This window comes from Ruoffia sp. FAM 20857 (genome assembly GCF_045528645.1).
Classification (GTDB): Bacteria; Bacillota; Bacilli; order Lactobacillales; family Aerococcaceae; genus Ruoffia; species Ruoffia halotolerans.
Genome location: NZ_JBGQRB010000112.1, coordinates 1 through 826, shown reverse-complemented (window position 1 = coordinate 826; position 826 = coordinate 1). Strand labels below are relative to the sequence as shown.

Genomic DNA, 826 nt, shown 5'->3' with positions numbered 1-826 from the left:
AAAGTCTTTTCTGAAGAAGTCGCTGCTTTTAAAAAACGTCCACTAAATGATCATTATGCCGCTATTTATCTGGACGCTACCTACATTCCCTTGAAACGTAAAACAGTAGATAAAGAAGCGATTCATATAGCGGTTGGAATCCGTCCAGATGGCGCCAAAGAAGTGCTCGGTTATGCTATTGCCCCTAATGAGTCTACTGTTACATGGAAAGAGCTATTAGAAGACTTGATAAGCCGTGGGGTTAAATCCGTTCTCCTCTTTGTGACCGATGGTCTTAAAGGGATAAAAGATACGATTCATCAAGCGTTTCCTCAGGCTGCTTATCAACACTGTTGTGTTCATGTTTCTCGCAATATCGCTAGTAAAGTACGCGTAGCTGATCGAAGAGAAGTATGTGAAGATTTTAAAGCTGTTTACCAAGCAGACTCACGAGAAAAAGCGATAGAAGCTCGACTTAATTTTGTAGAGAAATGGCACACCAGCTACCCTAGAGTAACCAAAGCGGTCTTAGAGAACGACAGCTTACTGACGTTCTATGACTTTCCTGTTTCAATCCGTAGGAGCTTGTATTCCACTAATTTGATTGAGTCTTTCAACAAACAAATTAAAAAATATAGTCGGCGTAAAGAGCAGTTTCAGAATGAAGAATCTATGGATCGCTTTTTAGTTTCAAATTTCGATCTTTACAATCAGAAATTTTTAACCCGAAGCCACCGCGGTTTCCAGCAAGCTGAAGCAGAGCTATGGGAAATGTTTGGAACACTAGCAGAGAGCTGATTTTTTTACAGAAGGAATTCTTTATTTACACAAACTTCTTGACGCTCCC

General features: G+C 40.2%; 1 protein-coding gene. It reads left to right on the top strand.

The window, feature by feature from the left end:
• A partial coding sequence (locus tag ACEN4N_RS11445) for an IS256 family transposase (RefSeq protein WP_407094264.1) occupies positions 1–777 on the top strand: 777 nt, incomplete at its 5' end.
• Positions 778–826 lie beyond the last annotated feature (49 nt).